The following is a 26763-nucleotide window of genomic DNA, read 5'->3' on the forward strand; positions in this document are numbered from 1 at the left end:
AGACCACAGGTATTGGACCGATACAACCGGACAAACCTGGTGTCCACCTGCTGATCTGCCCTACCGTTACCGGCCAGTAACCAGCACGGTGGGGTTCCGGACCCCGCCGGTCATTCATCGGTCACGCGCTGATCGGCTGACCGGGATCCCACCATGCTGGAGACTGAAGACACTGCGCAGCTAGACCCAAGGAGTCGAGGATGCTCATCGGAGTGACCCGAGAGACGAAGCCCGGGGAGACCCGGGTAGCGGCCACCCCCGCGACCGTCAAACAACTGACCGGTCTGGGCTATGACGTCGTCATCGAGGGTGGAGCCGGAGAGGCGTCCAGCTTCAAGGACGAGGCGTACGCCGAGGCCGGCGCCCGCATCGGCACGGCCGCCGACGCGTGGGGTGCCGACCTGGTCTTCCGGGTCAACGCGCCTTCCGTCGGCGAGGTCGAGCTGCTGAAGAGCGGCGCCACCCTGGTCGCCCCGCTGGCGCCGGCGCAGAGCGCCGAGCTGCTCGACGCCCTGGCCGCCCGCAAGGTCGACGCCTTCGCGATGGACGCGGTGCCGCGTATCTCGCGTGCGCAGTCGATGGACATCCTCTCCAGCCAGGCCAACATCGCGGGCTACCGCGCCGTGGTCGAGGCGGCCCACCACTTCGGCCGGTTCTTCACCGGCCAGGTGACCGCGGCGGGCAAGGTGCCGCCGGCGAAGGTGCTCGTGGCCGGAGCCGGTGTGGCCGGTCTGGCCGCGATCGGTGCGGCGAGCTCGCTGGGCGCGATCGTGCGCGCGACCGACCCTCGTCCGGAGGTCGCCGACCAGGTCAAGTCGCTCGGCGGTGAATACCTGAAGGTGGAGGTCGAGGTCGAGAAGTCGACCGACGGCTACGCGAAGGCGACCTCGGAGGCGTACGACCAGCGTGCCGCGGAGATCTACTCCGAGCAGGCCGAGGACGTCGACATCATCGTGACGACCGCGCTGATCCCGGGGCGTCCGGCGCCGAAGCTGATCACGGCGGCCGACGTGGCGAGCATGAAGTCCGGCTCGGTCATCGTCGACATGGCGGCCGCGATGGGCGGCAACGTCGAGGGCACGGTGAAGGACGAGGTCGTCACCACGCCCAACGGCGTCACGATCATCGGCTACACCGACCTGCCCGCGCGTCTTCCCGCGCAGTCCAGCCAGCTCTACGGCACCAACCTCGTGAACCTGATGAAGCTGGTGACACCGGAGAAGGACGGCGTACTCGCCCTCGATCTCGAGGACCAGGTCCAGCGCGGCCTGACCGTCGTGCACGACGGCGGCGTGCTCTGGCCGCCCCCGCCAGTCCAGGTCTCTGCGGCTCCGGCCGTGGCCGCTCCGGCCGAGGTGGCGGTGAAGGAGACTCAGAAGCCGCTCTCCGCCTCCGCCAAGCTCGCCCTGGTCGGCACCGGTGCGCTCGCTCTCTTCCTGCTCAACGCGGTCGCTCCGGCCGAGATCACCCGGCACTTCACGGTGCTGACGCTGTCGGTGGTGATCGGGTTCTACGTGATCGGTCATGTGCACCATGCGCTGCACACTCCGCTGATGTCGGTGACCAACGCGATCTCCGGCATCGTCGTCGTGGGCGCCCTGCTGCAGCTCACCGTCGCTGACAACGTGGTGCTCGTGCTCGCGGGCATCGCCACGCTGCTGGCGAGCATCAACATCTTCGGTGGCTTCGCCGTGACCCGCCGCATGCTCTCGATGTTCCGGAAGGCCTGATCATGGATATCTTCTCGATCGCTGGTGCGGCCTACCTCGTCGCCGCCCTCCTCTTCATCCTGTCGCTGGCAGGGCTGTCCAAGCACGAGACCGCCTCGCAGGGCTGGCTCTACGGCGTCGCCGGCATGACGCTGGCGCTGGTCGCGACCATCATCCAGGTCGTCGACGGCGGCACCACCACCGCGGTGATCGTCCTGGTCGTCGCGGTCGCCATCGGCGCGGTCATCGGCCTGTGGCGTGCCAAGGTCGTCGAGATGACCGGAATGCCCGAGCTGATCGCGCTGCTGCACTCCTTCGTGGGTCTGGCGGCCGTCCTGATCGGCTGGAACGGCCACCTCGAGGCCGCTGCCGGCCACGTCCACGGTGGTGCCATCCACTCGGCAGAGGTCTTCATCGGCGTCTTCATCGGTGCGGTCACCTTCACCGGCTCGATCGTGGCCTTCCTCAAACTCTCCGCGCGGATGAAGTCGGCGCCGCTGATGCTGCCCGGCAAGAACGTCATCAACATCGGCGCCCTGGTCGTCTTCGTGATCCTGACGGTCGTCTACGTCATCAACCCGACGCTCCCGCTGCTGATCGCGGTCACCGTCGTGGCGCTGGCGCTCGGCTGGCACCTGGTCGCCTCCATCGGCGGCGGTGACATGCCGGTCGTGGTCTCGATGCTCAACAGCTACTCCGGCTGGGCCGCGGCCGCCTCCGGCTTCCTCCTCGGCAACGACCTGCTGATCGTCACCGGTGCCCTGGTCGGCTCCTCCGGTGCGTACCTCTCCTACATCATGTGCAAGGCGATGAACCGCTCGTTCATCTCGGTCATCGCCGGTGGCTTCGGCATCGAGGCCGGGCCTGCCGGTGACGTCGACTACGGCGAGCACCGCGAGATCAACGCCGAGGACACCGCCGAGCTCCTCGCCGGCGCCTCCTCCGTCGTGATCACCCCCGGCTACGGCATGGCTGTCGCCCAGGCGCAGTACCCGGTCGCCGAGCTCACCCGCATCCTGCGGGACAAGGGCGTGGACGTACGTTTCGGCATCCACCCGGTCGCCGGCCGTCTCCCCGGCCACATGAACGTGCTGCTGGCCGAGGCCAAGGTGCCCTACGACATCGTCCTGGAGATGGACGAGGTCAACGACGACCTGGCCGAGACCGACGTCGTCCTGGTCATCGGTGCCAACGACACCGTGAACCCGGCCGCCGCCGAGGACCCCACCAGCCCGATCGCGGGCATGCCCGTCCTGCGGGTCTGGGAGGCCAAGAACGTGGTCGTCTTCAAGCGGTCGATGGCTGCGGGCTATGCCGGTGTGCAGAACCCGCTCTTCTTCCGGGAGAACTCGCAGATGCTCTTCGGCGACGCCAAGGCGAAGGTCGACGAGATCGTCAACGCCCTCGCCCGGGTGCCTGCCTGACCGGCATAAGCACGACAAACAACACCTGACCAGCGGAAACGTGACGCAAGTCTCGCCCTGGTGAATTCTGCACGGCTCGGGCACGACACCCAGAATGAGTGTCGTGTCCGAGCTGTTTACAGACTCCCTCGAGTCGATCCGCGTCCCTCATACGTTGCTGGAGGACGCGCTCGGCTACGTGACCAGCATCGTGGTGACCTCGCTGGGGCTCTACCTGATCCAGTCGGTCGGCGCGGTCACCGGCGGCACCGCGGGCCTGAGCCTGCTGGTGAGCTACTGGACCGGGCTGCCGTTCGAGGTGCTGTTCGTCCTGGTCAACCTGCCCTTCTTCGGGCTCGCGCTCTCCAAGAAGGGCATCGGGTTCACCCTCCGGTCGCTGGGCTGCGTCATCGCGGTCTCGGCGATGACCCGGGTCCACGCCGACCTGCTTCCGCTCGACGGCCTCGACACTGTCTACGGGGTTGTCGCCGGCAACCTGCTCGTCGGCCTCGGGCTCCTGGTGATCTTCCGCCACGGTGCCTCGCTGGGCGGGTTCAACGTACTCGCCCTGCTCCTGCAGGAGCGGCTCAACCTCCGGGCCGGGTACGTCCAGATGGGCCTCGACATCAGCGTCATCCTGCTCGCGCTCTTCGTCGTCTCGCCCGCGACCGTCCTCCTCTCCGCTCTCGGCGCGGTCGTCCTCAACATCATCCTGGCCTTCAACCACCGGCCCGGCCGCTACCTCGCCTGACGTCACCTTGAGACGTTTGTCTTCCAAGTCGGTAGACATTGCAGAATAGAGGCATGACTGCCGCGAAGCGGGCGCCCCAGGCCGGCGCCGAGGACCTGACCGAGCACCTGCGTGACCGCTGGTCGGTGAGTGTCTTCGACCCGGCCCACGAGCTCTCCGACGTCGAGATCAGGCTGCTCCTCGAGGCGGCCCGGTGGGCGCCGAGTGCGGGCAACAGCCAGCCGTGGTCGTTCCTGGTGCTGCCCCGCGGATCGGCCGGGCACGCGACGTTCGTGAGCCACCTCTCGCGCGGGAACTCCGGCTGGGTGCCGCGGGCATCGGCCGTGTTCGTCGCTGTGTCCCAGGTCGGGGTGGGCCCGGACGGCAACGGTCCGAAGTGGTCGGACTACTCCCACTACGACCTCGGTCAGGCGGCGGCGCATCTCACCGTGCAGGCCGCGTCTCTCGGCCTCTCCTCCCACCAGTTCGCCGGGTTCGACCACGATGCCGTGGCAGCGGCCTTCGGCGTACCGGACTGGTGGAAGGTGATGACCGGGATCGCGGTCGGCCTCCACGGCGACCCCGCGCAGGTCGACCCACGCGACGCGGAGCGCGAGGAGCGCGAGCGCGTCCGGCGGCCGCTCGAGGAGATCGCCTTCGCCGACAAATGGGGCACGCCCTGGGCCTGATGCCCCGGGCCGGGCGTCCCAGAAGGCTTTAAAAAGGACGTACCCATCGGGGCATCGGTCTAAGGTTCCTGGGTGGAGAACGGTCAGGGAGCAGGTCGACTCCGGCGCGTCGTGGCAGGTGTGTTCGTGCTGGGGGTGCTGGGTGCTGGGCTGGTGACGACCGCGCCAGCAGCCGTCGCGGCGCCCAACGACGGAGTCGGCGAGTCCTCGCGCACCCGCTATGTGCTCGATGAGAAGGCCAAGATCGTCAAGGTGAAGGCCGAGGTCACGGTCACCAACCAGCAGCCGAGCACGGCCACGACCTACTACTTCCTGACCGGCCACGCGATCCCGATCCCGGCTGGGGCGACGAAGGTCAGGGCGACCAGCAACGGCGCGAAGCTGCCGGTGAGCACCGAGAAGATCAAGGGCACCGGTCTCGCGGTGGTGACGGTGTCCTTCCCGAACCTCTACTACGGCAAGTCGCGCACGATCACCTGGACGTACGAGCTGAAGGGCGCCCCGATCCGGGCGAAGAAGAACCACACCCGGATCGGCGAGGGCTACGCCGTCTTCCCCGTCATCGGCCTCGGTGACGACGGGCAGGTGACCGTCGACGTCGTGCTGCCGAAGTCGATGACGTTCACCGCCTCATCGGGCGACTTCAGCAAACGCACCAAGGGCAAGACGACGACCTGGCACTCCGAGGGCGACTTCGTCGACGCCGGCGTCTCCGCCCGCGACCCGAAGGCCTTCGACGAGAAGAAGATCAAGGTCGGCGACACGAAGCTGTCGCTGCAGAGCTTTCCCAAGGACAAGGAGTGGATCGACTTCGCCGAGAAGCGGGTCACCGAGGGCATGCCGGTGCTGGAGGAGCTGACCGGCAACGAGTGGCCCGGTGGGCTGGAGACGATTCGTGAGGACGGCTCGGCGGAGGCGGTCGGCTACGCCTGGTTCGACTCCGACGCCGACGAGATCGTCGTCTCCGAGGACCTGGACACGGCGATCCTCTACCACGAGATGACCCACGCCTGGATCAACCCCGACATCGTCGAGGGCCGCTGGCTGAGCGAGGGCCTTACCGAGCTCGTCGCCCAGCACGCGACGGAGAAGGTCGGCGCCAAGGGGCAGAAGTACGGCAAGGTGAAGCGTCGCGGCAAGGCCGCGTTCCCCCTCCTGACCTGGGATGCCGCCGGCTGGAGCCAGGAGAAGGACGCGTACGGCTACCCGGCCGCCTACACAGCAGTCTCGGCCATGCTCGCGGACCTCTCCGACGAGGAGCTGACCCATGTGGTCGACGACGTCTACGACGGCCGCACCGGTTATGACGCCGCCGATGACGAGATCACCAGCGGCCCGGTCGACTGGCGCCTCTTCCTCGACATCGTGCAGAGGTACGACACCGATGCCTCCCCGGAGAAGCCGCTCAAGAACTGGGTGCTCACCCGCGCCGAGGCCAAGCAGCTCGAGCCGAGGGCCGAGGCCCGCAAGACGTACGCCGAGATCGACCGTGTCAACGGCGAGTGGCTGCCGCCGCTGGGACTCCGCGACGTCATGGCCGCGTGGACCTTCGAGGACGTGGACGGTGTCGTCGGCCTGATCGGTGAGGCGAACGCCGATGCCGCTGCGGTCCAGGAGGCGGCCGAGAAGGCCGATCTGCCGGTGCCGGCCGCGGCGAAGGAGGCCTACGAGGGCGCCAACGAGGAGGACCGGTATCGCGAGCTCGCCACCACGCTGCCCCGCACCGCCGAGGTGATCACCGAGGTCGGTGACGCGACCGCCGACGTCGAGGGCATGCAGAACCCGCTGACCGAGCTCGGTGAGCTCGTGCTGTTCCTCGACGTGGGCGCGGCCAGTGCGCGAGCCGACCTGAACAACGGCTATCTCGAGGACGCCTCGGCCACTGCGGCCGGGGTGCGCGCCCGGGCCGACTGGGCACTGGTCGTCGGACTGGTCGCGCTGCTGGTGCTCGCATGCGCGGCGTACGCGGCGTACCGGGTGTTCTGGAACCCGTCGGCGCGACGCCGGCGGGCCGAGCGCAAGGCCTTCCTCGTGCAGGCGAAGAAGACGAGGAAGGCGGGAGCTCCGTGGGACTCTCGGCCTGCCTGGCCGCCGATGCCGCCCGTGCCGCCGACGCAGCCGCCGGGACCCCCGTGGCCTCCTGGACCGCAAGGGCCGCACGGACCACCGTCAGTCGGTGGCGAGCTCTTCGGCGTACAGCGCGGCCCCGACGGCCCCCGCGGTGTTGAGCAGCTTCGCCGGGATGATCTCGGTGTCCAGGTCGAGCAGCGGCAGGAATTCCGCCGCCTCCTTCGAGACCCCTCCGCCGACAAGGAATAGGTCGGGGGAGAAGAGCATCTCCAGGTGCTGGTAGTACCTCTGCAGCCGCTTGGCCCAGTGCTTCCAGGAGAGATCCTCGCGCTTGCGGGCGATGTTGGAGGCGCGGGTCTCGGCGTCGTGGCCGTCGAGCTCGAGGTGACCGAGCTCGGAGTTGGGCACGAGCACGCCGTCGTAGAGGAGCGCCGAGCCGATGCCGGTGCCGAGCGTGGTCATGATGACCAGCCCGCGGCGACCCTTCGCGGCGCCGTAGCGGACCTCGGCCAAGCCGGCGGCGTCGGCGTCGTTGACCACGTGGACGTCGCGCCCGGTGGCTGCGGTGAAGATCGCGTCCGCATCGGCGCCGATCCAGGACTTGTCGATGTTGGCAGCGGAGTGGACCACCCCGTGACGTACGACGCCGGGAACGGTCACGCCGACCTTCCCGTCGTAGTCCGGGAACTGGGAGAGCAGGTCCACGAAGATCTCGGCGATGGCGTCGGGGGTGGAGCGTTCGGGTGTCGGGATGCGCACGCGTTCCTCGGCGAACTCGCCGGTCGCGAGATCGATCGGGGCACCCTTGATGCCCGTGCCGCCGAAGTCGATGCCGAAGGGCAGGCTCGTCGTCGTCATCCGCCCATCCTATTTACAAGCACCGACGTGACGTACGACACTTGACAGATCATCCTCTTTTGTCAATCGAACTCAGCGTCAAAGGGGCCAACGATGGAGATCGCCAACAGCACGGTGCCCGACGGCTCGACCGAACAGTGGCGCGACAAGAAGCGCCATCTGTGGTTGCTCGGCCTGGTGGTGCCGCTCCTCGGGTTCATCGCGATCGGCGGCTGGCATCTCACCGACATCAGCGCGTTCCTGTGGACCGGACCGATCATCATCCTGATCGTCGTCCCGGCGATCGACCTGTTCGCGGGGCTCGACCCGTCCAACCCGCCCGACGACATGATCGAGGCGCTAGAGAACGACAGGTACTACCGCTGGATCGTCTACTCCTACCTCCCGCTGCAGTACGCCGTCTTCATCGGCGGCATGGCGCTCGCCGCGCACGGCGCCCTGGACGGTCACACCCTGAGCGTGATCGACCGGGTCGGGCTGGCGATCTCGGTCGGCTGCATCGGCGGCATCGGCATCAACACCGCCCACGAGCTCGGCCACAAGCGCGAGGACGTCGAGCGCTGGCTCTCCAAGGTCGCGCTCGCGCAGAGCTTCTACGGCCACTTCTACATCGAGCACAACCGCGGCCACCACGTCCGCGTCGCGACTCCCGAGGACCCGGCCTCGGCCAAGGTCGGCGAGTCCTTCTACACCTTCTGGCCGCGCACGGTCTCGGGGTCGCTGAAGAGCGCCTGGAGGCTGGAGAAGAAGAGGTACGCCCGCCGCGACCAGCACCCGTTCCGGATCGGCAACGACGTACTCAACGCCTGGCTGATGTCAGCGGTGCTCTGGGGTGGGCTGATCGTGTGGCTCGGGCCCGTGGTGATCCCGTTCCTGCTGATCCAGGCCGTCGTCGGGTTCTCGCTGCTCGAGGTGATCAACTACATGGAGCACTACGGCATGCTGCGCCAACGCGTCGGCCGGCGCTACGAGCGCGTCGACCCCAGCCACTCCTGGAACTCCAACAACATCGCCACCAACGTGCTGCTCTACCACCTGCAGCGCCACAGCGACCACCACGCCAACCCCGTACGCCGCTACCAGACCCTGCGCGACTACAAGGAGTCTCCGGCGCTGCCGACCGGCTATGCCGGGATGATCCTGCTCGCGATGGTGCCGCCGGTCTGGCGCCGGGTGATGGACCCCAGGGTGCTGGCGCACTTCGACGGCGACATGTCGCGGGCCAACATCCTGCCGCGCAAACGGGACAGGATCCTGGCGAGGTATCCGGCGCCGGTCGCAGATCGTGCCGAGACCGGCGACGACACCGTCGCGCAGGTCATCGGCCAGGAGGTGCTGGCCGCCCGCTGTCCCGGGTGCGGCTACACCTACCGAGTGGAGGAGGGCAACGAGGCAGAAGGGTTCGCCGCCGGCACATCGTGGGGGGACGTGCCGGACGACTGGTGCTGCCCGGACTGTGGCGTGCGCGAGAAGGTCGACTTCGTGCCTCTCGCCTCGGACTCCGTCTCGTAGCCGTCCTCGGACGGCGACAGCCCCCGACCTCGTACGAGATCGGGGGCTGTCTGCTGCCGGCGACGGTCAGCGCTTCGCGAGCTCGGGTTCCCGCGGCTCCTCGGAGTAGTGGTCGGCGAGGTAGTGACGCTCCAGGCTCTCGCCCTCGACGTCGACGTTCGGGAGGATCCGGTCGAGCCACTTCGGCAGCCACCAGGCCTTCTCCCTCATCAGGTACATCAGCGTCGGGATGAGGAGCATCCGCACGATGAAGGCGTCGAAGACGACCGCCGCGGCGAGCGCGAAGCCCATGGACTTGATGATCGGGTCGTCCATCAGGATGAAGCCCGAGAAGACGGCGGTCATGATCAGCGCGGCGGCGGTGACCACCCGGGCCGAGTTGCGGAACCCGTCGACCACGGCCTCCTTGTAGGAGGCACCGTGGACGTGGGCCTCACGGATCCGGGTGACCAGGAAGACCTGGTAGTCCATCGCCAGGCCGAAGACCAGCCCGATCAGGAAGATCGGCATGAAGCTGACGATCGGCTGGCCATCGAAGATCCCGAAGGCACCCTCCTGGAAGACCGCGACGGTGACGCCGAGGGTGGCCAGGACCGACAGCAGGAAGCCGAGCGTCGCGGTCAGCGGCACCAGGATCGAGCGGAAGACGAGCATCAGCAGGAGGAACGCCAAGCCGATCACGATCGCGAGGTACGGCAACAGTGCGTCGTTCAGCTTCTCGGAGATGTCGGACATGATCGCGGACGTGCCGGTGACCGCGAGGTCCGCGCCGGTCTCCTCCTCGAGAGCGCCTTCGCCCTCGCGCAGCTCCGCCAGCAGGTCCTCGGTCGCCTCGTCCTCGGGGGCGGTCTCCGGCTCGATCAGGATCACCGCGCCGTTCTCGTTGCCCGACGGGGGCACCACCTTGGCGACCCCGTCCAGGGAGCCGGCCCACTCCGCCACCCGGGCGTACGTGGTCTGCTTGGCCGCCGCATCGCCCGGCGTCTCGCGGGCATCGACGACCAGCATCATCGGGTCGAGGCGGCCCGGCCCGAAGCCCTCCTCGACCAGCTCGACCGCCTGACGGCGCGAGCTGTCCGCGGGGGCCGTGCTGTCGCCCGGCATGCCGAGGTGCAGGTCCTTGAACGGGATGGCCAGGGCGCCCAGGCCGATGACCACGATCAGCACCCAGGCGATCGGCGCCTTGCCGATGAACCGGGCCCAGCGGACACCGTTGTTGAGTACGCGGCCGTTGGCCTCGCGCTTGGGGTTGTAGTGGCGTACGGACAGGCCGAAGGCCTTCGACTTGAACACACCCAGCAGTGCCGGGAGCAGGGTCAGCGCGACCAGGACGGCGACCACGACGGTGGCTGCGGCACCCAGGCCCATGTAGGTCAGGAACGGGATGCCGACGACGCTGAGCGCGGAGAGAGCGATCACGACGGTGAGGCCGGCGAAGACGACCGCGGAGCCGGCCGTGCCGACCGCGACGCCGATCGCCTCCTCACGGTCGTCGGTGTGGTCGAGCTCGCTGCGGTAGCGCGCCAGGATGAACAGCGCGTAGTCGATCCCGACCGCGAGGCCGATCATCGTGGCGAGCATCGGGGTGGTGGAGGAGACCTCGGTGAAGGCGGTGAGAGCCGTGATCCCCATGGTGCCGATGCCGACGCCGATGCCGGCGGTGAGGATCGGGAGCCCGGCGGCCACGAACGAGCCGAAGGTCAGCAGCAGGATGAGCAGGGCGAGCACGATGCCGACCAGCTCGGCGCTGGCGCCGCCGATCTCCTGGACCTGCATGCCCTGGCCGCGTACTTCGACCTGGAGGTCGGATGCTGCGTCAGCCTCGTCGACGACGTCGGTGACCTCCTGCTGCATCTCCGGGGTCACCTCGGAGACGTCGACATCCTCGAACTGGGTCGAGATCAGGCCGATCCGGCCGTCGTCGGACAGCGTCGGCTGGGCCTCGAGCTGGCCGAGCAGCATCTGCAGCGCCTGCTTCTCGCTCACCTGCTGACCGCTCTGCGCGGACATCGCCTGGGCCGTCGCCGGAGCGGCTGCCTCGGCCATCTTCGGGGTCCAGATGTAGGAGATCTGGTCGGGTACGTCGTCGAGCGCCGCGAGGTTCGTGACGAGCTCGGCCACGGCGGCCTGGTTGTCGGAGCTCGTGAGGGTCTCGCCCTCGGGTGCGGCGACGACCACCTCGATGGAGGCGGCGTCGAGCACCGAGCCCTCCTCGCTGCCCATGATCTCGGGCAGCTCCTCGGCGGCCTCGACCGACTCGAGGCCGGGCATGGTGAAGGTCGTGGACATCGGCTTGGACATCGTGGTCGCCACGGCGCCGATCCCGATGATCACGATCATCCAGACGGCGACGAAGATCGGCCACCGCCGGTAGGCGGTCTTTCCGAGTCGATAGAGCAGCTTGGCCATTTCGGGGTTCCCCCTGGTCAGTGGTTCAGAACAGATCGACGAGGTCGTCGAAGATCCGGGTGAAGTGGTCGGCGACGGTGCCGGCCGAAGGATTGGCGAGGTAGGCGTCGAGCGCGGCGTCGAAGACGACGATCACCAGACGGAGGGCGACGCCGGCGAGCTCCGGGGTCATCTGGTCGCCTTCGCGTTGAGAGATCACCTCGGCGAAGTGAGCCGTCGCCTTCTCGAAGCGCGCGTGCGCGGCGTCCAGCACCTGCTTGTCGGTCTTCAGGACGCGACGGATGAGGACGAGGTCGTCGTGGTCCATCTTCTCGGCCTCGAGCACCGTGCGCACGAGGACGCCGAGGTCGCGGCCGACGTGTCCGGTGGGGCCGCCTCCGACGAAGGTCGCGCCCAGCTCCGGATCGGGCTCGTGGTCGGGGCCGAGGACGGCATCCATCTTGCTCGGAACGTGGTTGAACAACGTACGTCGCGAGACGCCGACCCGCTCGGCGAGATGGTCCATGGTCCAGCCGTCGAAGCCGAACTCGTCGGTCATCTGGAGTGCGGCGCGATGGATGGCGGCCGCGGTGCGATCCCCTCGCCTCATGCGATTGCACTTTCACTCATAGAGTGCATTGTTGCACCCTGGGGGTATTGAGTGCAAAACGATGTGGGACAGTTCACCCGGCCCGTCATCCGCAGGGAGGCATGGCCGTAGACTTTGCCTTCATGGCGGCCGGCGCACCTGTAACCACCCGACAGCGGATCCTCGATGCCGCCGTCGAGATGACCACCGAGACCGGGTGGGCGAGTGTGACGATGTCCCGCATCGCCCAACGGTGCGGGGTGAGTCGGCAGACGGTCTACAACGACATCGGCGCCAAGCCGGCCCTGGCGAAGTCGCTGATCCTGCGTGAGCTGGAGCAGTTCCTCGCGGTCGTGAGCACGGCCTTCGACCAGGAGGACGACTTCATCCGGGCGATCCGCCAGGCGACGTACGGCGTCCTCGACCGTGCCCAGGACAACAAGCTGCTGCATGCGGTCGTCTCGGCGACGCACGGTGCCGACACCGAGCTGCTGCCCTACCTCACCAGCCACAGCGAGGGACTGCTGGGCTATGCGACCGAGCTCATCCACGAGCACGTCGAGAAGTTCGAGCACGGGCTGACCGACGACCAGGCAGACACCGCCATCGAGATGACCGTCCGCGTGGTTCTCAGCCACGTCATGCAGCCCACCAAGTCACCTGACGAGACCGCCGACGACATCGCGTGGCTGATTTCGCGGGTCCTGAACGGCTGAGTTACCAGCAAGTTGGGTGCTTACCAGGCCTCGCCTAACCTTCCTGCGGGGAGGTAGATGGATGCGACAGGTCTCGTGGAGAGCGGCTGCGGCAATCGGCGCGGTGCTCGTGGTGACACTGGCCGCCTGCGCGGGTGAGCCGTCGAAGCCGGCCTCACCGAGCGGCAGCCCGAGTCCGAGCGCCAGCGGGGCAGCGAAGGACGAGAGCCCCATCGCCGACCCCTCGCACGCCGTCGACATTCCCGGCAAGCGCGAGGGCACGCTGCACTCCACCGACCTGCTGATCCTCTCCGAGGACACCCTCTCGTCCGCCGACGTCAAGAAGATCCGAGGGCTCGACGGTGTCTCCGGCGTCGAGCAGATCTCGATGGCCCAGGTCAGCGTCGAGGGACGGCTGGTGAAGGTGGTCGCCGTCGACCCCGCGACCTACCGCAACTTCGCCCCCTTCCAGAGCGCCGACTCCGACGAGGTCTGGCAGCGGGTCGCCGGTGGCGAGGTGGCGATCGACCCCGAGCGCCAGGACGAGCTCCCGGCCGACAAGGACGGGTTCGTGCGGCTCGGCTCCAAGAAGGACGCGGCCTCCGTCCACGTCGGTGCCTACGCTCCCCAGCCGCCGGGTCTCGCCGCGGCCGTCGTCAACCACAAGTGGGGCGAGGAGATGGGGATGGAGAAGGGCAACGCGCTCATCGTCTCCACCGCCGCCATCGCCCCCAACCGAGTCGTCAAGCCGATCCAGAAGGTCGTCGGCTCGGACGCCTCCGTCCAGCGCCTCGACGTCGTCGCCCGCGCGGGTCTCGACCCCAACGCTCCCCAGAAGGCGTACGTCGTCGGCACCGTCGCCGAGGCCGTCGGCAACTACACCTACCGGGCCAACGGCGACGGCACCATCACCCCCGCCGCGAGCTGGGTGAGCTCCCACATCGTGACCGCCCAGGTGCCGATCCTCGGCTCGGTGACCTGCAACAAGGTGATGATCCCGCAGCTGCGCGCCGCGCTCCAGGAGGTCGTCGACCGCGGCCTGGCCAGGACGATCGACCCGAAGCAGTACGCCGGCTGCTACTACCCCCGCTTCATCGCCAACACCACCCAGCTCTCCAACCACGCCTTCGGCACCGCCGTCGACCTCAACACCGCCGGCAACCAGCGCGGCACCGTCGGCGAGATGGACCGCACCGTCGTCTCCATCTTCGAGCGCTGGGGCTTCACCTGGGGCGGCAACTGGAAGTGGACCGACCCCATGCACTTCGAGATGAACCGCATCGTCAAACCGGGCTGATCCGTCTCGCGCCCAATGCAACTTCCGCGCACATGCGGGATTGTTGTGCCGTCCTGCCGCCTGTCGTCGGTAAGAACCCCACACATGCGCGGATCTTGCTCTCGCGGTGTCACTTCCAACCGGGGAAATGGGCCTGCCAGGCGTCGGAGAGCGACTTCGGCACACCGGGTTCGCCGCGGAGGAGCAGGGCGCGGTGAATCCGCTCCAGAGTCCGGCCCGGCGACCTGTAGATGTCCTTCGCGACGAAGACCAGGATGCGCCATTGGTCGTCGTCGATGGCCTCTCGTCGTTCAAGGTCAGCTTCCCACTGTTCGATCCGTTCCACGTGCTGACGACCGTCATACTCGATGATCGTCTTCGAACGTGGATAGGAGAGGTCGTACTTGCGGCGCTCGAGCTCGTTTCCCACGAGCAGGTTGACATCTGGCTCCGGAAGCCCGGCCAGGACGATCAGCAGACGCAACCGAGTCTCCATCGGGGAGTCGACCCCGTTGCGTACGTAGCCGGCGGCCATCCGTGCGAGCGAAGCACCAGGGCCGGAAGCGCCGGCGCAGAAGGTCCTCAGGTCATCCAGTTCGAGCAACCCCTTGCGGACCATGTGATCGCCGACAACAACGAGCTCGACCAGGGTCAAGGTGGTGGCGAGCTCGACGAAGACCTGCTTCGGAGCAGACACTCGTACGCCGCGGACCGGTTTGACCCAGCCCTTCTTCGTCAGATGACAGGTGACGTCCTTGCGACCGCGGCGGCGCTGGCGCTCGACGACGGTCACATGCTCGCCGGGGAGCGCCGGGATCGGCAGGCCGAGTACCCGCGCGGCCGTGGCGTGGCTGGCCCACGCCTTCTCCCCGAAAGGCAGCAGGGCAGCCTCGGCGATGAGCGTCGGTGTCACCTCGACCGAGGCGGAAACGTAGATGCCGTGCAGGAGTCGCCTGTAGGCCGGCGTACGTAGATCCTTCGCGACCCCCTTCGCCACCGCCAACGCGCGGAGGAAGGGCCGGGTGGGGTCGAACGCCACCGCTGAGTCCTGATCAACAGTCATGGCGCAACGATGCGACACCTGAACCGAACCCGCGACGCGTTATCCACAGGCCTGTGGATAACGCGTCGTATGCGTGGGAGACAAGAACCCCGCACGTGCGGGGTTCTTGCGTCCAACCCGTGCCCAAGACCGTGCAACTTCCCCGCATGTGCGGGGTTGTTGCTGACCTGCTTGGGACCTCGCATCTACGCTGGGGGGCGTGACGATCCTCGATGACGCCCGCCCGGGCATGGACGACAGTATTCGGCCGCAGGACGACCTGTTCGGGTTCGTCAACGGCACCTGGCTCCGGGAGGTCGAGATTCCGTCCGACCGGTCGAGCTGGGGGCCGTTCGTGATGCTGGCCGACCAGGCCGAGAAGGACGTGCGCGCGATCATCGAGGAGCTCGCGGCCTCGGGTGGCGAGCCGGGCAGCGACGCCCAAAAGATCGGCGACCTCTTCGCGAGCTTCATGGACGTGGAAGGTGTGGCCGCGCGCGGCGTACGTCCTCTTGATGGCCTGAGGGCTGCCGTGGACGGGCTCCGCGACGCGGACGACCTGGCGGCGTTCCTGGGCGAGGTCGAGCGGATCGGCGGTCACGGGCTGTTCGGGTCCTACGTCGACAACGACGACAAGCAGTCCGACCGCTACATCTTCAACCTGCTCCAGGGCGGCCTCGGGCTGCCCGACAAGGACTACTACTTCGACGAGAAGTTCGCCGAGGTGCTGGGGAAGTACGCCGACTACCTGACCCGCCTCTACGAGCTCGCCGAGCACCCCGACCCGCGTGCGGCCGCCGAGACGATCATCCGGATCGACACCCGCCTGGCCGAGGGCCACTGGGCGCGCGAGGAGACCCGCGACAAGCAGAAGACCTACAACCTGCTGACCCTCGCCGAGCTGCGCGAGCTCGCCCCCAACTTCAACTGGGATGCGTACGTCCGCAACCTCTCCGGCTCGAAGCTGACCACCGAGGCGGTGCTCGGTGAGGTGGTCGTTCGGCAGCCGTCGTTCTTCTCGCACCTCTCGACCGTGCTCGGCGAGGTCGACATCGACGACTGGAAGCTGTGGCTCTACTTCCACGTGCTCCGCTGGGCGGCGCCCTACCTGACCGACGACTTCGTCGAGACCAACTTCGACTTCTACGGGCGCACCCTCAACGGCACGCCTGAGCTGCGCGAACGCTGGAAGCGCGGGGTTGCGATCGTGGAGGGTGCGATCGGTGAGGCGGTCGGCAAGGAGTACGCCGCGCGTCACTTCCCGCCCGAGGCGAAGGCGCAGATGGACGAGCTCGTCCACAACCTCCTCGAGGCCTATCGCAAGTCGATCTCCGAGCTCGACTGGATGGGCGAGGAGACCAAGGAGAAGGCGTACGAGAAGCTCGACAAGTTCACGCCGAAGATCGGCTACCCGTCGAAGTGGCGCGACTACTCGGCGCTGACCATCTCCAAGGACGACCTGATCGGCAACGTCTCGGCCGCCTCGGTCTTCGAGACCGACCGGCAGCTCGGCAAGCTCGGCAGCCCGGTGGACCGTGAAGAGTGGTTCATGCTGCCGCAGACGGTCAATGCCTACTACAACCCCGGCACCAACGAGATCTGCTTCCCGGCCGGGATCCTGCAGCGCCCGTTCTTCGACAAGGACGCGCACCCGGCAGAGAACTACGGGGGCATCGGCGCGGTGATCGGCCACGAGGTCGGGCACGGCTTCGACGACCAGGGTGCCCAGTTCGACGGCGACGGCAACATGCAGGACTGGTGGTCGCCAGAGGACAAGGCGGCCTTCGAGGTGAAGACCAAGGCGCTCATCGAGCAGTATTCGGCGCTCTCGCCGCGGGACCTGCCGGGTGAGTTCGTCAACGGTGCGCTGACCGTCGGCGAGAACATCGGCGACCTGGGCGGCCTGACGATCGCGCACACCGCCTACATGCTCGCGACCGACGGTTCCGCGGGCGTCGGCGACCGGCAGCGGCTCTTCCTCAACTGGGCCTACGTGTGGCGTACGGTGCGACGCAAGGAGCAGGCGCAGCAGTACCTCACGATCGACCCGCACAGCCCGCCGGAGTTCCGTGCCAACATCGCCCGGAACCTGGACGAGTTCCACGAGGTTTTCGGCACTGCTCCGGGCGACGGACTGTGGCTCGATCCGGAGGACCGAGTGCGCATCTGGTGACATGCCCCCGGGTGCGTTCGGTTAATATTTGATAACGACGTAAACGAGTTACGCGGGGCGACCGCTTCATAAAGCTGCATTGCAGGAATTTGTTCGGTCGCACACCCGATTCGGGTGGAAGGATCCGGTCCGATCCTGGTCCTGATCTCGAGGAGAACCCCCATGCGTAGATTCGTTCGAGCGGCTGGTGCCACCACCGCAGCCGCCGTTGCAGGAACCGCCTTCATCGCCTCCTTCGGAAGCCCAGCCGGCGCCACCCCTGCCGACTCCGCCTCCACCATCACGCCGACGAGCATCACGCAGACGGGCCTGGCCGCCCAGAAGGTCATCGACGACGAGTCGATCGCGGACAAGGCGATCCGCGCGCTGACGAGCAAGCCGTCGACCTGGAAGGTCGGCGCGGGCCAGGAGCTCGAGCCCGTGGTGACCCTGAAGGACACCAACGGCGCCACCCACGTTCGGATGAACCGGACGTACGAGGGTCTCGAGGTCGTCGGCGGCGACCTGGTCGCCCACCAGAGCAAGGCCGGCACCCTGACCTCGGTCTCCCAGGGGCTGACCAAGGTGCTCGACCTCTCGGTGAAGCCGGCCGTCACCGGGGCCGCGGCCACCAAGGCCGCGTTGACACTGGACGCCGTCACCAAGACGATCACCAAGCTCCAGGCCGACAAGAAGTACGCGCCCGAGCTCGTCGTCGACGCGGTCGACGGCACCCCGACACTGGCGTGGCGGGTCACCACCAAGGGCAAGCAGGCCGACGGCACCCCCTCGCGCCTGGCGTCCTACGTCGACGCGGAGACCGGCAAGGTGCTGCGTCGGGTCGAGGGCATCCACACCGTCGACGGCGAGGGCAACACCCTCTACTCCGGGACCGTCCCGCTGCAGGTGAAGCAGAACGGCTCGACGTACGAGCTGCGTGACGAGACCCGTGGCGGCACCTACACGACCGACATGAACAACGCCGAGGACAGCCTGCTGTGCCAGCTCCTCGGGTTCGGCTGCGCGGCCGGGACGGTGGTCACCAGCCCGACCACGACCTTCGGCAACGGCTCCAACGACGACCGGGCGACCGCGGCGGCCGACGCGCAGTACGGCACCAACGTCACCTGGGACTACTTCAAGAACGTCCACGCCCGCGACGGCATCTTCGGCGACGGCTCGGGCTCCTACAACCGGGTCCACTACGGCACCGACTACGTCAACGCCTTCTGGGACGGCGAGAAGATGACGTACGGCGACGGCGACGGTGTCGGCTACGGACCGCTGGTCTCGCTGGACGTCGCGGGCCACGAGATGACCCACGGTGTCACCGAGAACACCTCGGGCCTGGAGTACTCCGGTGAGTCCGGTGGCCTCAACGAGTCGACCTCGGACATCTTCGGCACGGCGGTCGAGTTCTACGCCGGCAACGCCGAGGACCAGGGCGACTACCTGATCGGTGAGTCCTTCATCCTCGACGGCGGCGACCCGCTGCGCCGGATGGACAACCCGTCCTTCGACGGCAACTCGGTCAACTGCTGGTCGTCCTCGACCGGTGACCTCGACGTCCACTACTCCAGCGGCGTCGGCAACCACTTCTTCTACCTGCTCTCCGAGGGCTCGGGCACGAAGGCGATCGGTGGGGTCGAGCACTCGAGCACGACCTGTGACGGCTCGACGATCGCCGGGATCGGTCGCGACAAGGCGGAGCAGATCTGGTTCCGGGCCAACTCGACCTACTTCACCTCGACCACCGACTACGCCGGCGCGCGCGACGCGACGGTGAAGGCGGCCTCGGACCTCTACGGTGCCTCCAGCCCCGAGGTCACGGCCGTCGAGGCGGCGTGGACCGCGGTCTCCGTGAGCTGACCTGATCACACCGCCACCAGAAGCCGGTCCGACGGCGTCGTACCTTCAAAGAGGGCGTCGTCGACCGCTTTGGGTAACTAAAGTACGAATTCGGGCGTGTGGTTATGCCAGTGCGGTGATTGCACGCATACTGGAGATGCCGGGCCGGTTCTGCGGGTCCCCGTGGGGGAGGACCAACAGCGCCGGCTCGGCGTTGTTTTGCTCTCTCCGGTGAATAACGGTTCGCGTGGACGGGTCCTCGCTGTCTACCCTGGAGGCATGTACTCCGGTATCGCCTACATGCGCCTGCGCCCCGCCGCCTGACGGCGGCGCTGCGAGGCATACTCACGCCGCTGTCCGGCCGTCTGCCGGGTAGCTGCTCTCGCTTTCCCGGCTCCCGTATGCGAGCTGGAAGTTCACTTTCGTGTCTGTACAGACCCACCACACCTCTGCCCATCTGCGCGCCGAGGACATCTCCGTCACCCGCGGCGGTCGCCCTGTTCTGCGCGGCGTCTCCCTCACCGTCTCTGCTGCCAACCGGTCCCGGTTGGCCATCGTCGGTGAGAACGGCCGGGGCAAGACAACGCTGCTCCACGTCCTCGCCGGGCTGCTCGAACCCGACTCCGGCCGGGTTCAGCGGCACGGCAGCCTCGGTCTTGCGCAGCAAGCCCTCGATGTACGTCCTGGGGACACCGTCGGCACGCTCACCTCCGCCGCTCTGGCCGAGTCGCACTCCGCGCTCCTCGCGCTCGATGAGGCTGCCGCGGCCTTGTCGGACGACCCGACGGACTCCGGCGGGACGTACGCCGCCGCGCTGGAGCATGCGACCACGCTGGACGCCTGGGACGCCGACCGCCGGGTCCAGATCGCCCTGGAGGCGCTCGGTGCGTGCACCGATCACGGGCGAGAGTTGGCGACGCTGTCGGTCGGCCAGCGCTACCGGGTGCGGCTGGCCTGTCTGCTCGGGGCGCACCACGATCTCCTCGTGCTGGACGAGCCGACCAACCATCTCGACGCGTCGGGGCTGGCGTTCCTGACCGAGCAGGTCCGGACTCATGCCGGCGGCGTCGTGCTCGTCTCGCACGACCGCGCGTTGCTGCGAGAGGTCGGCGAGGAGTTCCTCGACCTGGACCCGAGCGAGGACGGCCGGCCCCGGACGTACGCCGGTGGCTACCAGGGCTGGCAGGAGGGCCGTCGCCGCGACCGGGAGCGCTGGGAGCAGGACTACGCGGCTCAGCAGGAGGAACACCGTAGGCTGCAGGACTCGGTCTCGGCGGCGCGGGACAGGCTGAGCACCGGCTGGCGCCCGCCGAAGGGCACTGGGAAGCACCAGCGCCAGACCCGGGCGCCCGGTCTCGTGCGTTCGTTCAACCGGGACCTCGCGGCGCTCGAGGCGCACCGCATCTCCGTGCCGGAGCCGCCGATGTCGTTGCGGTTCCCCGAGCTCTCCTCGGATGCCGGGAGCACGCTGCTGCGCTGTGAAGGCGTACGTGTGCCCGGCCGGTTGTCCGGACCCGTCTCGTTCGCCCTCGACGGTGGCGAGCGGCTCGTCGTCACCGGTCCGAACGGGGCGGGCAAGTCGACGTTGCTGCAGGTTCTGGGCGGCGTACTCCCTCCGTCCGAGGGGTCGGTGTGGACAGCGTCGGGGGCGCGGGTCGCGCTCGTCGGTCAGGAGGAGCCCGAGTGGACGCCGGGTCTGACGGCGGCGGACGTGTACTCCCAGCACTGTGGCCACCTGGTCGCCGCCGGGGTGGTGGCGGAGCGGGAGATCCCGTCGCTCCGGTCGACCGGGCTGGTGGACGCCGAGGCGCGGCGTACGCCTGCCGCGCGGCTCTCCCAAGGGCAGCAGCGGCGGCTCGAGTTGGCGCTGCGGCTGGCCTCGCTCCCGCAACTGCTGATCCTGGACGAGCCGACCAACCATCTCTCGGCCGGGCTGGTCGACGAGCTGACGGCCGCGTTGCGCGCGACGCCCGCCGCGGTCGTGGTGGCCACGCACGACCGCCAGATGCTGGCTGACCTCGCCGACTGGCCGACGTTGGCGCTGGGAAAGTAGTCGGTGGTCCCTGGTAGACCTGTGGTCATGACTGATCCGGCCACCGACGTACGTGCCCGTGCCGAGGCGCATCTGCGCGCCCTGGTGGGGCGTCCGGATGCGGCTCTGCGCGAGGACCAGTGGTCGGCGATCTCGGCGCTTGCCGTCGAGCGTCGCCGGGCGCTGGTCGTGCAGAAGACCGGTTGGGGGAAGTCGGCGGTCTACTTCGTGGCGACGCTGCTGCTGCGTGAGGCCGGTCTCGGGCCGACCGTGATCGTCTCGCCGCTGCTCGCGCTGATGCGCAACCAGATCGCGGCGGCGCGGCGGGCCGGGATCCGGGCGGTGACGATCAACTCGACCAACCCCGAGGACTGGGTCGCGATCGAGGAGGCCATCCACGCCGGTGAGGTGGATGTCCTGCTGGTCTCCCCCGAGCGGCTCAACAACCCGAAGTTCCGCGATGCGGTGCTACCTCGGCTGGCTGCCGAGTGCGGCCTGCTGGTGGTCGACGAGGCCCACTGCATCTCCGACTGGGGGCACGACTTCCGGCCCGACTACCGCCGGATCCGTACGCTGCTGGCCGATCTTCCCACCGGGATCCCGGTGCTCGCGACGACGGCGACGGCCAACGAGCGGGTGACCTCGGACGTCGCCGAGCAGATGGGTGAGAACGTCCTGGTCCTGCGCGGCTCGCTGGATCGGGAGTCGCTGCGGCTCGGGGTGGTCACGTTGAAGACCCCCGAGCAGCGGCTGGCCTGGCTCTCCGACCACCTCTCCGAGCAGCCCGGCTCGGGCATCGTCTACTGCCTGACAGTGGCCGCGACCGAGGAGATCGCCGACTATCTGCGCTCACGCGGCCACGACGTCGCCGCCTACTCCGGGCGCACGGAGGCGGCCGAGCGGGCCGACCTGGAGGAGTCGCTGGCCGCAGGGAAGATCAAGGCGCTGGTGGCCACCTCGGCGCTCGGGATGGGCTTCGACGCGACCCTCGGGTTCGTGGTCAACATGGGCGCGCCCTCCTCGCCCGTCTCCTACTACCAGCAGGTCGGCCGTGCTGGGCGTGGCACCTCCGACGCCTCCGTCGTGCTCCTCCCGGGCGTCGAGGACCGCGACATCTGGGCCTACTTCGCCTCGTTGGCGTTCCCACGCGAGGAGCAGGTGCGCCAGACCCTCGGGGTCCTGTCGGAGGCGGGCCGGGCTCTGTCGACACAGGCGTTGGAGACGTACGTCGACCTGTCGCGATCACGCCTGGAGCAGATGCTCAAGGTGCTCGACGTCGACGGCGCCGCCCGCCGGGTCGGCGGTGGCTGGGAGGCGACCGGTGTCCCGTGGGACTACGACGCGGAGCGGTACGCGCGGGTCGCCGAGGCCCGGCGCCGCGAGCAGGACGCGATGCTCGCCTACATCTCGACCGACAAGTGCCGGATGCGGTACCTGCGTGAGCAGCTCGACGACCCCGGTGCCGTCGACTGCGGTCGGTGCGACAACTGCGGTGGCTTCGCGGTGACGTCGTCGGTCTCCGAGGGTGCGGTCGAGGAGGCTTCGGCCCGGCTGTCTCGTCCCGGAGTGGTCGTGGAACCGAAGAAGATGTGGCCCACCGGCCTCGACCGGCTCGGCATCTCGCTCAAGGGCAAGATCAAGGACGGACCCCTCGAGGGGCGCGCGGTCGCGCGACTGACCGACCTCGGCTACGGCCAGGCGCTGCGCGACCTCTTCCGCGAACCCGCGCAGGACGGCCCGGTCCCGGTGCCGCTGGTGAAGGCAGTCGTCGAGGTCCTCGGCGACTGGCGTCCACGGGTCGGCGGCATCGTCTACGTCGAGTCGTCGGCCCGTCCCACCCTGACCCGCGACTTCGCCGAAGGCCTCTCGCGCTATCTCCGCGTCCCCGTCCTCGGCTCGTGGGCCATCGTCGACCCCGACGTCGGCCCTGGCCAGGGCGCCTCCAACTCCGCCCAGCGCGTCGCCGCCATCGGCCGCCGCTTCTCGCTCCGCGCCGATGTCCCGCCCGGCACCGACGTACTCCTCATCGACGACCGTATCGCCACCGGCTGGACCGTTACCCTCGCCGCTCGAGCCCTCCTCGACGCCGGCGCCGCCACCGTCCACCCCCTCGTCCTCGCGACCACCACCTGACCCAGCCGAGGCGTCACTCGCGCTGGCCGAGAGGTCACGGCGCTGCCCAGTCATTCGGCGGGATTGTTGCTTCGTTGAGTGGCTGCCTTTACTTTCTTGTGGTTTTACTTATCCCACACTGATCCCGCCCTGTCGGCGCGGCCGGCCTCTGCGGGAGGGCAGGTCCGTAGTGTCTCGGCGCATGGCTTGCTGTCCGCGCACGCGACGTGGGTAGTGAGAGACATACATGAGAACGATTCTTCGAGCACTGGCCGGTTCGCTGGCCGTGCTGCTGGCCGCTGGCGCGCTGGCCCTGCTGGGCGGAGCCTCACCGGCTGCTGCTCTCGACGGGCCAGGGATCACTGGCCGTGTCGTGGATGCTGACACCGGCGCCGGCATCGCCGACGCGACCGTGATGGCCTTCTGCCTGGAAGAGGGCTACTGGGCGCCGTGCTACGACGACCGCTGGAACGACATCGCTGCCAAGACTGCAACGGACGGCTCGTACGACCTGCCGTTGGCTGCCGGCACCTATCGCCTCTGGGTCCGACCGGCGAGCAGCGACTACCCCGACGCGGTCTTCGGGTCCGACGCTGAGCGGCCGAACGATGGCGGCACCGACCTCGTCGTCGTCGGCGGGCCCTTGACGGCGGACTTCGAGCTCGTGGCCAACAGCGTCATCACCGGGACAGTGACCGGTGCTGGCGTGGGCCCGCTCGCCGGGATCAGGCTCGAGGCCAGGACCTATTCCGAGCAGGGCGGGTGGCTGGACAACGTCATCGGCGCCGGCAAGACAAAGAGCGATGGCACCTACGAGCTCCGCGTGCCCGCTGACACCTACCGCATCGTGTTCAACACTTCTGACCGTAGCGGTGGCGAGGGCAGCCCCGGCCTTCGCAACGAGTCTGTTCGGTGGGAGACGGAGACGTACGCCGAGCAGGTCATCGTGCGCGGCACGACCGTGACCGGGGTCGATCGTGAGTTGGCCGAGGCGCCGCACGGCACCGTGACAGGGCACGTTGAGCGCACTTCTGGTGAGCCGCTGGACGGCATCACCGTGACCGCCTACACCCTGCAGGACGGCGAATACTGGGAGGATCGCCCCTCCCACCGAGTCGTCACCGACCAGAGCGGCGACTACGTTCTCTATGTTCCTACTGGCGACTACCGCTTCGGCTTCTCGCAGGTCAATTACGACGATCTCACCGAACCTGCCACAGTCAGACCCGTCTATTACGACGCTGCGGCCACGGTCGACGCCGGCCGGACGATCAGCGTCGGGCTGAGCGAGACGTCTGGCATCAACGCGGTGATGTCGGCCTACGGTCAGATCACCGGTCGGGTCACGGCGGCTGATGGAACCCCGATCGAGAATGCGTACGCCAGCGCCTGGTCCTTCAACGACGAGTCGCAGGAGTGGGAGCGAGCCCGGGGCGCCAGCACGGCAGCTGATGGGACCTATCGGCTGAACCTCGCCGAGGGCACCTACAAGGTCGGGTTCGAGGCGGCAGAGCAGGGCTTCCTCGGTGAGTACTACGACGACGTCGCCACCCGCGAGCAAGCCGCCGATGTCGTGGTCGGCCCCGAGACGACGAGCGGCATCGATGCCGCTCTGTCCATGGGCGAGACCATCTCCGGAACGGTGACAAATGAGGCTGGCGATCCGCTCGATGACATCCGCGTCATCCTGTACCAGCCCTCAGGCGATTGGAGCGCGGTCACAGACGTCTCCACCGACGACAGCGGGCGCTTCGCCTTCCGTGGCTTGAAACCCGGCGGAACCTACCGCGTCGCGTTCTCGGGCACGGGCTGGACCAAGGAGTTCTACTCAGACGCTGCCTCTATCGACGAAGCCACCGACGTGATCGCCGGCGAGGCAGGACCGGTCACCGCCGCCCTGGCGCCGAGTACGGGCGGCGGGTCGATCATCGGCACAGTGACCGACGAGGCGGGGCAACCGGTCGCCGGCGTCTCCATCGACGTCTACCGCGCGGACCAATGGAGCTGGATCGGCTCCGCCACCTCGGGCGAGGACGGCACCTACTCCTTCCCAGGCCTGAAGGCTGGACAGTACGAGGTCAACTTCAACGTCGATGGCGACTATCTGTATGCCGAAGAGCGCTACAAGTACGTCGACGTGGTGGACGGTGCTCCCGCCACCGCCGACCTACGGGTGTCCACAGGAGGTCTGATCAGCGGCGTCCTGACCGGTGCCGACGGCGAACCGATCGGCGATGGATATGTCGAGGTCTACACCGCTGACACCGAGGACTACGTGCGCAGCGGCTACACCGACTACTCCGACGGCAGCTACAAGATCCGCGGCGTTCCCGCGGGCACCTACCGCCTCCGCTTCGCCAGCAACGACGGCCATCGTAGCGAGTGGTTCTCCGACAAGTCCTCCTTCGAGGGGGCCGATGATGTCGTGGTCGACGTCCGTGAGACCAGCACGGCCGACGCAGAGCTGAGCGCGGGCGCCACCGTGGCAGGCCGGGTGACGCTCGCCGACGGCAGCCCGGTCGAGTGGGGCGAGGTCCAGGTCCAGCAGTTCTTCGACGACGCCGCCGGCGGAGAGTGGGGCATGGTGACGTACGCCTTCACCGACAGCGACGGCCACTACAGCAGCCCGGCGTTGGAGCCGGGGACCTACCGGGTGGCCATCGACCTGTGGGACGACGTGCACCTTCCCGCGCACTCCGACGAGTTCACGATCGCGGCGGACGACTCCGGAGCGGTGACTCGCAATCTCGTCATCGAAGAGAAGCAGCCACCTGCGATCACCTCCCTCGCGCCTCCGGTGGTGTCGGGTGCGGCCCTCGTCGGGGAGACGCTGACGGCCACCGGCGGCGATTGGGATGTCGACGGCGTCTCGGTGAGCTACCAGTGGCAGCGTGACGGTGAGCCGATCGAAGGTGCGGTCGAGACGACGTACGCCATCGGTGAAGCGGACGCCGGACACGTTCTCAGCGTGCTGGTGACGGCGGAGAAGACGGGCTACGTCTCCGGGTCGGCGGCCTCCGAAGCGACAGACGTGGTTTCGCACGGTCCGCTGGTGAATGCCCAGGCGCCGATCGTGAGCGGTACGCCGCAGGTCGGGGAGACGCTCACTGCGTATCCGGGGGTATGGAACGCCGACGGTGCAACGTTCACCTTCCAATGGCTGCGCGACGGCGCCCGCATCGCCGGAGCCACGGAGGAGACCTACGCGCTTGGTGCCGACGACCTCAACGCCAAGATCTCCGTGGAGGTGACCGCGATCAAATCGACCTGGGAGCATGGCGAGGCCGTCTCGGCGCCGTCCGGTGTGGTCGTCGAGGGTGTGTTCCCAGCGGTCGACGCCCCTGTGATCAGCGGAAACGTTTGGATCACCGAGACCGTCCGTGCCGAGTTCACCGCGCCGGACGGTGCGGACGTCGCGTACTCGTGGCAGATCCGCCAGAAGGAGACCGGTCAGAGCACGCCGGTCTACGAGGAAGTCGGCACCGATCGGTCGCTCGAACTGCTCGGAGCTTGGAAGAACAGCTCGCTTCGGTTGGTGGTGACGCTCACCAAGCCGGGCTACACCACCGCTACCTACGTAGTGCTGGTCGAGGACCCGCTCCACTGAAGTCCGTCAGGTGATGCCAGGGGTGCGCTCGGGCGCCCCTGGCATCACGCG

The 26763-nt window shown here is 68.2% G+C and carries 16 protein-coding genes; 12 read left to right on the forward strand and 4 right to left on the reverse strand.

Annotated features, from left to right (window positions below; genetic code table 11):
• Nucleotides 1–200 precede the first annotated feature (200 nt).
• The 4 genes from ABZY89_RS15995 (at nt 201) to ABZY89_RS16010 (ending at nt 4531) form a co-directional block, all read left to right on the forward strand.
• Nucleotides 201–1730, forward strand: a complete 1530-nt coding sequence (locus ABZY89_RS15995; protein ID WP_355228693.1) for a Re/Si-specific NAD(P)(+) transhydrogenase subunit alpha — start codon at nt 201–203, stop codon at nt 1728–1730.
• A gap of 2 nt (nt 1731–1732) precedes the next feature.
• Nucleotides 1733–3133, forward strand: a complete 1401-nt coding sequence (gene pntB / locus ABZY89_RS16000) for a Re/Si-specific NAD(P)(+) transhydrogenase subunit beta (protein WP_355228695.1) — start codon at nt 1733–1735, stop codon at nt 3131–3133.
• 94 nt (nt 3134–3227) lie between these two features.
• Nucleotides 3228–3863, forward strand: coding sequence for a YitT family protein (locus ABZY89_RS16005; protein WP_355228696.1), 636 nt, complete (start codon nt 3228–3230; stop codon nt 3861–3863).
• A 53-nt stretch (nt 3864–3916) separates the two neighbouring features.
• The gene (locus tag ABZY89_RS16010) at nt 3917–4531 is read left to right on the forward strand and encodes a nitroreductase family protein (RefSeq protein WP_355228698.1); all 615 of its coding nucleotides are present in this window, start codon (nt 3917–3919) and stop codon (nt 4529–4531) included.
• Nucleotides 4532–6700: 2169 nt separating this feature from the next.
• Here the strand turns inward: ABZY89_RS16010 and ppgK are convergent.
• The gene (gene ppgK, locus ABZY89_RS16015; RefSeq protein WP_355228700.1) at nt 6701–7459 is read right to left on the reverse strand and encodes a polyphosphate--glucose phosphotransferase; all 759 of its coding nucleotides are present in this window, start codon (nt 7457–7459) and stop codon (nt 6701–6703) included.
• Nucleotides 7460–7552: 93 nt separating this feature from the next.
• Between ppgK and ABZY89_RS16020 the strand changes: the two genes are divergently transcribed.
• On the forward strand, nt 7553–8971 hold the full coding sequence (locus ABZY89_RS16020; protein WP_355228702.1) for a fatty acid desaturase: 1419 nt from the start codon (nt 7553–7555) through the stop codon (nt 8969–8971).
• A gap of 66 nt (nt 8972–9037) precedes the next feature.
• Here ABZY89_RS16020 and ABZY89_RS16025 read toward each other — a convergent pair whose 3' ends face one another.
• Both ABZY89_RS16025 and ABZY89_RS16030 read right to left on the reverse strand, forming a co-directional pair.
• Nucleotides 9038–11380 carry an MMPL family transporter gene (locus ABZY89_RS16025; RefSeq protein WP_355228703.1) on the reverse strand — a complete coding sequence of 781 codons (2343 nt, stop codon included), beginning with the start codon at nt 11378–11380 and terminating at the stop codon, nt 9038–9040.
• A 25-nt stretch (nt 11381–11405) separates the two neighbouring features.
• Nucleotides 11406–11969 carry a TetR family transcriptional regulator gene (locus ABZY89_RS16030; RefSeq protein ID WP_355228705.1) on the reverse strand — a complete coding sequence of 188 codons (564 nt, stop codon included), beginning with the start codon at nt 11967–11969 and terminating at the stop codon, nt 11406–11408.
• Between the two features lie 101 nt (nt 11970–12070).
• Between ABZY89_RS16030 and ABZY89_RS16035 the strand changes: the two genes are divergently transcribed.
• Both ABZY89_RS16035 and ABZY89_RS16040 read left to right on the forward strand, forming a co-directional pair.
• Nucleotides 12071–12664 (forward strand): TetR family transcriptional regulator, encoded by a 594-nt coding sequence (locus ABZY89_RS16035; protein ID WP_355228707.1) that lies wholly within the window; start codon nt 12071–12073, stop codon nt 12662–12664.
• Between the two features lie 61 nt (nt 12665–12725).
• On the forward strand, nt 12726–13940 hold the full coding sequence (locus ABZY89_RS16040) for a M15 family metallopeptidase (RefSeq protein ID WP_355228708.1): 1215 nt from the start codon (nt 12726–12728) through the stop codon (nt 13938–13940).
• A gap of 109 nt (nt 13941–14049) precedes the next feature.
• On the opposite strand, the gene ABZY89_RS16045 is transcribed toward ABZY89_RS16040, so the two are convergent.
• Nucleotides 14050–14982: a DUF559 domain-containing protein gene (locus tag ABZY89_RS16045; protein ID WP_355228710.1), complete on the reverse strand. Its 933-nt coding sequence runs from the start codon at nt 14980–14982 to the stop codon at nt 14050–14052.
• Between the two features lie 199 nt (nt 14983–15181).
• Here ABZY89_RS16045 and ABZY89_RS16050 point away from each other — a divergent pair, with 199 nt between their 5' ends.
• The 5 genes from ABZY89_RS16050 to ABZY89_RS16070 all read left to right on the forward strand — a co-directional run bounded on the left by ABZY89_RS16050 (nt 15182) and on the right by ABZY89_RS16070 (nt 26712).
• Nucleotides 15182–17134: a M13-type metalloendopeptidase gene (locus ABZY89_RS16050; RefSeq protein ID WP_355228712.1), complete on the forward strand. Its 1953-nt coding sequence runs from the start codon at nt 15182–15184 to the stop codon at nt 17132–17134.
• A 162-nt stretch (nt 17135–17296) separates the two neighbouring features.
• Nucleotides 17297–18982 (forward strand): M4 family metallopeptidase, encoded by a 1686-nt coding sequence (locus ABZY89_RS16055; protein ID WP_355228714.1) that lies wholly within the window; start codon nt 17297–17299, stop codon nt 18980–18982.
• A 403-nt stretch (nt 18983–19385) separates the two neighbouring features.
• On the forward strand, nt 19386–21014 hold the full coding sequence (locus tag ABZY89_RS16060) for an ABC-F family ATP-binding cassette domain-containing protein (RefSeq protein WP_355228716.1): 1629 nt from the start codon (nt 19386–19388) through the stop codon (nt 21012–21014).
• A gap of 27 nt (nt 21015–21041) precedes the next feature.
• A complete protein-coding gene (locus ABZY89_RS16065) occupies nt 21042–23126 on the forward strand; it encodes a DEAD/DEAH box helicase (protein WP_355228718.1) in 2085 nt (694 codons plus the stop codon).
• Between the two features lie 226 nt (nt 23127–23352).
• Nucleotides 23353–26712, forward strand: a complete 3360-nt coding sequence (locus tag ABZY89_RS16070) for a carboxypeptidase regulatory-like domain-containing protein (protein ID WP_355228721.1) — start codon at nt 23353–23355, stop codon at nt 26710–26712.
• Nucleotides 26713–26763: the final 51 nt, after the last annotated feature.

Source organism: Nocardioides sp. NPDC006303 (genome assembly GCF_040613175.1).
In the GTDB taxonomy this organism is placed as follows: domain Bacteria; phylum Actinomycetota; class Actinomycetes; order Propionibacteriales; family Nocardioidaceae; genus Nocardioides.